At 71.7% G+C, this 6,177-nt stretch carries 4 protein-coding genes and 2 riboswitches; of the genes, 1 reads left to right on the top strand and 3 read right to left on the bottom strand.

The genetic code is table 11. The annotated features are described in order from the left end of the window. Positions 1-164: 164 nt before the first annotated feature. From gcvP to gcvT, 3 genes are all read right to left on the bottom strand, one after another. Positions 165-3,011 carry an aminomethyl-transferring glycine dehydrogenase gene (gcvP, locus tag MOX02_RS28860; RefSeq protein WP_147029223.1) on the bottom strand — a complete coding sequence of 949 codons (2,847 nt, stop codon included), beginning with the start codon at positions 3,009-3,011 and terminating at the stop codon, positions 165-167. A gap of 72 nt (positions 3,012-3,083) precedes the next feature. Beyond that, on the bottom strand, positions 3,084-3,446 hold the full coding sequence (gcvH, locus tag MOX02_RS28865) for a glycine cleavage system protein GcvH (protein WP_147029224.1): 363 nt from the start codon (positions 3,444-3,446) through the stop codon (positions 3,084-3,086). Positions 3,447-3,492: 46 nt separating this feature from the next. Continuing rightward, complete coding sequence (gene gcvT / locus MOX02_RS28870) at positions 3,493-4,737, bottom strand: glycine cleavage system aminomethyltransferase GcvT (protein ID WP_147029225.1); 1,245 nt, start codon at positions 4,735-4,737, stop codon at positions 3,493-3,495. 59 nt (positions 4,738-4,796) lie between these two features. After that, positions 4,797-4,883: riboswitch (glycine riboswitch) on the bottom strand. 3 nt (positions 4,884-4,886) lie between these two features. Beyond that, a riboswitch (glycine riboswitch) is annotated at positions 4,887-4,986 on the bottom strand. A 233-nt stretch (positions 4,987-5,219) separates the two neighbouring features. On the opposite strand from gcvT, the gene MOX02_RS28875 reads away from it, so the two are divergent. After that, positions 5,220-6,062, top strand: coding sequence for an outer membrane protein (locus MOX02_RS28875; protein WP_147029226.1), 843 nt, complete (start codon positions 5,220-5,222; stop codon positions 6,060-6,062). The last annotated feature ends 115 nt before the right edge of the window (positions 6,063-6,177 follow it).

Raw genomic sequence — 6,177 nt, forward strand, 5'->3', positions numbered from 1 at the left:
CGTCTCTTTCCTGCGGCAAGGCCCGCGCTGGCGCGGGCCTGATCGGTCGCCCTCAAGTCTCGGAGCCGGGCGAAAGGCGCGGTCCGCTTAGAGGCAACCCGTCCTTTGATCAAGTGCCGGGTTCGGACGGTCCCCGCGCGGGGACGATCGGGCGTCGGGAAGCGTCATTCGGCGGCCTCCCCGTACGCCTCCGGGGGCGGGCAGGAGCACATCAGGTTGCGGTCTCCGTAGGCGTTGTCGACCCGGTTGACCGGCGGCCAGTACTTGTCGATGCCGAGCGTGCCGGTCGGGAAGCAGGCGGCCTCCCGCGAGTAGGGCCGCTCCCAGGGGCCGATCAGGTCCTGCACCGTGTGGGGGGCGTTCTTGAGCGGGTTGTTCTGGCGGTCGCTGCGCCCCTCCTCGATCGCCCGGATCTCCTCGCGGATCGCCAGCATGGCGTCGCAGAACCGGTCGATCTCGGCCTTCGTCTCGGATTCGGTCGGCTCGATCATCAGGGTGCCGGCCACCGGCCAGCTCATGGTCGGCGGGTGGAAGCCGCAATCGATCAGGCGCTTGGCGACATCGTCGACGCTGATCCCGGCGCTCTTCTGGAACGGCCGCAGGTCGACGATGCACTCGTGCGCGACCCGCCCGTTCCGGCCCGCGTAGAGGATCGGGTAGGCGTCCGAGAGCCGCCGGGCGATGTAGTTGGCGTTGAGGATCGCCACCCGCGTCGCCTGGGTGAGCCCGCGCCCGCCCATCAGCAGGCAGTAGCTCCAGGAGATCGGCAGGATCGAGGCCGAGCCGTAGGGCGCGGCCGAGACGGCGCCCGCCTCCCCGCTGCGGGGGTCGCCCGGCAGGAACGGGATCAGGTGGGCCTTGACGCCGATCGGCCCCATGCCCGGGCCCCCGCCCCCGTGCGGGATGCAGAACGTCTTGTGCAGGTTGAGGTGGCTGACGTCCGCCCCGATGTCGCCCGGCCGGGCGAGCCCGACGAGGGCGTTGAGGTTGGCGCCGTCGAGGTAGACCTGGCCGCCGTGGCCGTGGACGATCTCGCAGATCTCGCGCACCCGCTCCTCGAAGACGCCATGGGTCGACGGATAGGTGATCATGCAGGCGGCGAGGTTCGGCCCGTGCCGCTCGGCCTTCGCCCGGAAATCGTCGAGGTCGATGTTGCCGTCGCGGTCGGCCCCGACCACCACCACGCTCATGCCGCACATCTGGGCCGAGGCCGGGTTGGTGCCGTGGGCCGAGGAGGGGATCAGGCAGACGGTGCGGTGCCCCTCCCCGCGCGACAGGTGGTAGCCTCGGATCGCGAGGAGCCCCGCGTACTCGCCCTGCGCGCCCGAGTTCGGCTGCATCGAGATGGCGTCGTAGCCCGTGATCGCGCAGAGCTTCTCGGAGAGGTCGTCGATGAGCTGCCGGTAGCCCGCCGCCTGGTCCTCGGGAGCGAAGGGGTGGATCTCGGAGAATTCCGGCCAGGAGACCGGCAGCATCTCGGCGGTGGCGTTGAGCTTCATCGTGCAGGAGCCGAGCGGGATCATGGCCCGATCGAGGGCGAGGTCGCGGTCGGCGAGGCGGCGCATGTAGCGCGTCATCTCGCTCTCGGCCCGGTTCATGTGGAAGATCGGGTGGGTCAGGTACTCCGAGGTGCGCACGAGCGCCTGCGGCAGGCGCGGCTCGGGCCAGGACTCGTCGTAGGCGAGGTCGGTTCCGCCGAAGGCGTGCCAGACCGCCTGCACGATGTCGGGCCGGGTGCGCTCGTCGACAGTGATGCCGATCCGGTCGGACCCCACCTTGCGCAGGTTGATACCGTTGGCCAGGGCGTTGCTCAGGATGACCCCCTGGAACGGGCCGACCTCGACGGTGATCGTGTCGAAGAAGGTCTCAGGGTGGACCGCGAAGCCCAGCCGCTCCAGGCCCGCGGCGAGGCGCACCGCGTCGCGGTGGACGCGCCCGGCGATCGCCTTGAGCCCGCGGGGACCGTGATAGACGGCGTACATGGACGCGATCACGGCGAGCAGCACCTGGCTGGTGCAGATGTTCGAGGTCGCGCGCTCTCGGCGGATGTGCTGCTCGCGGGTCTGGAGGGCGAGGCGGTAGGCCCGATTTCCGTGAGCGTCGACTGACACGCCGACGAGTCTTCCGGGAAGTGATCGCTTGTGATCATCACGGGTCGCCATGTAGGCGGCGTGCGGGCCGCCGTAGCCCATCGGCACGCCGTAGCGCTGCATGGAGCCGACCGCGATGTCGGCGCCCATCTCGCCGGGGGGCTTGAGCAGGGTGAGCGCCAGCGGGTCGGCGACGACCGCGGCCACCGCGCCCGCCGCCCGCAGGGCCGCGATGGGTCCCGAGAAGTCGTGCACTGCGCCGCAGACGCCGGGATACTGGAACAGCGCGCCGAAGACGGCGCCGGGGTCGAGATCGGCGAAGGGGTCGCCGACGACGATGCGCCACCCGAGCGGCGCCGCCCGCGTCCGCAGCACCGCGATGGTCTGGGGCAGGCAGTCCCGATCGACGAAGAAGGTGTCGGCCTCCGCCGTCGCGACGCGGCGGGCCATGCCCATCGCCTCCGCCGCCGCGGTCGCCTCGTCGAGGAGGGAGGCGTTGGCCACGTCGAGGCCGGTGAGGTCGCAGACCAGGGTCTGGAAGTTGAGGAGCGCCTCGAGCCGCCCCTGGCTGATCTCCGGCTGGTAGGGCGAGTAGGCCGTGTACCAGGCCGGGTTCTCGAAGATGTTGCGCTGGATCGCCGGCGGCATGGTGGTGCCGTGGTAGCCCTGGCCGATCAGCGAGACGAGGAGCCGGTTCCGGTCGGCCACGGCGCGCATGTGCTCGATCACCCGGCGCTCGGTGAGCGAGCGCCCGAAATCGATGCGCTCGGCCTGCCGGATGCTCTCCGGGACGGTCTCGTCCACGAGGGCGTGCAGATCCGGGGCGCCCACCACGGCGAGCATGGCGGCGATCTCGGCCTGGCTCGGGCCGATGTGGCGGCGGTTGGCGAAATCGTAGGGGTCGTAGCGGTCGGCGCTCATGGTTCTTCCGGATCCCTGTCGGTGACTGGATCGTGCCCGGCCCGCCGGGCGTCGGCTCCCGCTCAGAGCGGGCTATTTCGGCATCGCCGCGTAGGCGGCCTCGTCCATCAGCCCGTCGAGGGCGGACGGCTCGTCGAGGCGGATCCGGTAGAGCCAGCCCCCGCCCTGCGGGTCGGCCGCCACCGAGGCCGGATCGTCCACCGCCGCGGCGTTGATCTCCGTCACCTCGCCGGCCACCGGGGCGTAGACGTCGGAGGCGGCCTTGACGGACTCGACCACCGCCGCCGCGTCGCCCTTGGCGAGGCGCGCGCCGACCTTCGGCAGCTCGATGAAGACGAGGTCGCCGAGCTGCTCGGCCGCGTGGGCGGTGATGCCGACCGTGGCGACGTCGCCCTCGAGCTTCAGCCACTCGTGCTCGTCGGTGAATCTCAGCATGACGGTCTCCTGATGGGGATGTTGGGATGGGAATCGCGAAGGGGGATCAGCCGCGCTTGAAGCCCGGCGGAACGAAGGGCAGGCGGGCGACCGCGACGGGCAGGCGCTGGCCGCGCACTTCGGCGAGCACGGTGCGGCCGGGCTCGGCGAGCGCGGCGGGCAGGTAGCCCATGGCGACGGGTGCCTGCAGGCTCGGCCCGAAGCCGCCCGAGGTGACGCGGCCGACCGGCTCGCCCGCCCCCTCCCCGGCGTAGAGGACGGCGCCGGCCCGGACGGGGGCCCGGCCCTGCGGCAGCAGGCCGACGCGCCGGCGCTCCGGCCCCCGCGCCAGCGCGCCGAGGATGCGCTCCGCGCCCGGAAAGCCGCCGGCCCTGGCGCCGCCCGCGCGCCGCGCCGCCGGGATCGCCCAGGCGAGGCCGGCCTCCACGGGGTCGGTGTTCCGGTCGATGTCGGCCCCGTGCAGGCACAGGCCCGCCTCCAGCCGGAGCGAGTCCCGCGCCCCGAGGCCCACCGGCATCACCGCCGGGTCGGAGAGGAGCGCCTCCGCGACGGCCTCCGCCGCCTCGGGCGGCAGGGAGATCTCGAACCCGTCCTCGCCCGTGTATCCGGAGCGGGACACGACCGCCCCGGCGCCGAGGATCGCGGTCTCGCGCACGTCCATGAAGCGCAGGGAGGCCGTGTCCGGGGCGAGCCGTGCCAGGGCCGCCTCCGCTCCCGGCCCCTGCAGGGCGAGGAGCGCCCGCGGCAGCTCCGCGACGCGGATGCCGTCCGGCAGGCACGCCCGCAGGTGGGCGGCGTCGGCCGTCTTGTTGGCGGCGTTGACGACGAGCAGGAGCCGGCCGGGCAGGCGGGCGACCATGAGGTCGTCGCGGATGCCCCCAGCCTCGTCGGTGAGGAGACCGTAGCGCTGGCGACCCTCAGCGAGCTCCAGGATGTCGGCCGGGATCAGGCGCTCCAGCGCCGCGGCGGCCTCCTCCGGGCCGGAGCCGGCCGAGATCTCGATCTGACCCATGTGCGAGACGTCGAACAGGCCGGCCGCCGCGCGGGTGTGCAGGTGTTCCTTCAGCAGCCCCGGCGCGTACTGGAGCGGCATGGCGTAGCCCGCGAAGGGCACCATGCGGGCGCCGCGGCGCAGGTGGAGCGCGTGCAGCGGCGTCTCGGCGAGCGCGTCGGCGGGCGGCTTGTCGGCCGGGATCTCGGGGGAGAGGGTTTCGGGGGCGGGGCTTTCGGGGGCAGCGTGCGCCGGAGCATCGCGCTCGACGGCGGTCTCGGGAACGATATCGGGACGCATCCGGTCTCTCCGCAACAGACAGCATAGGCAGAACCCGAGCGGATCCTGCCCCTGCCCCCATCTGTCGCGGTTACCTGAGAGCTTCTCTCACCGGCGGGGGTGAGATTTCTCCTTCGGTGGACGCCGTGCGGCGCCTCTCTCCAGATCGTCCAACGAGTGCGGTGATTGTGCCTGAGAGTTTCCGGGGGTGGTTGCTCCGTCGGCGCCATGCCCGGCTGTCGCCGGACTGGGCTCTCCCGCATCGTCTGTATCGGACGGAGGAAGCCTCTCACGTTGCCCCGCCGCGTGCAAGCCGCCCACGGAATCGTGACGCCCGCTTGCAGCGCGACCGCTCACATTGCCGTGTTCCTGCTCAGTCAAACTGAGGATTTCCGGGCCGGAAGCCACTTTTCTCGGCACCCTGTGGCAAAGGTGGCATAGGGGCGCACCGCGTCTCCCCCTAGTCTCGGGCAATCAGAACCCCGTTTCCGGGAGCCCGCACCGTGTTCAAGACGCTTCTCCTCGCGAGCGCCGCATCGATTCTCGTCGCCGGCGCGGCCGCCGCCGCCGACCTGCCCCGCCGCGCCGAGCCGCCGCCGGTCTTCACCCCCGTCCCCGTCTTCACCTGGACCGGGTTCTACATCGGCACGAACACCGGCTACGTCATCACCGACAACGGCCCGATCCGCACCTTCGGCAACGATCCGTTCACCACCAACAACGTCCGGCAGGGCTTCCGCCCGGCCCGGATCAGCGCCGAGCAGGACGGGCTGACGAGCCTCGGCGGCGGCATCGGCTACAACTATCAGTTCACGCCGGGCTCCGGCTTCGTGGTCGGCTTCGAGGCGGACGCGACCTGGACCGACATCTCCAAGCGCCCGACCTACTTCAGCCAGCGCCTCGACCCGGCCGCCTTCCAGCAGACGCTCGACTGGCTCGGCACCGTGCGCGGCCGCGTCGGCTACGCCTTCGACCGCGTCTTCGTCTACGGCACCGGCGGCTTCGCCTACGGCAACGTGCTGTACCGGGCGAACTTCTTCAGCCTCGCGGCGGGCAACCCCCTCGCCTACTCGGGCCGCTACGACGACCTCGAGACCGGCTTCGCCTATGGCGGCGGCATCGAGTTCGCGATTCCGACCGACAGCTTCCTGAACCGGTTCAACTTCGTCGGCCCGCTGCTGCGCGCCCAGGCCGTGACGATCAAGGCCGAGTATCTCCGCTACGACCTCGGCAGCCGCAACGTCCTCGTGGCGGGCGGCCTGCTTCCTGCGGCCCCGGGCTCCTACACCTCGCGCTTCCGCACCGAGGGCGACCTGATTCGCGCAGGCTTCAACTACAAGTGGTGAACGGGGGCGGCGCCAGCCGCGCCCTCCGCCGGAGAGTCTGATCCGATGCCGGGCCGCACGAGCGAGCCCGGCATCGTCCGTTTCGGGAACCTCCTGCACTGACCTGAATCGATTA

The organism is Methylobacterium oxalidis (genome assembly GCF_007992195.1).
Taxonomy (GTDB): Bacteria; Pseudomonadota; Alphaproteobacteria; order Rhizobiales; family Beijerinckiaceae; genus Methylobacterium; species Methylobacterium oxalidis.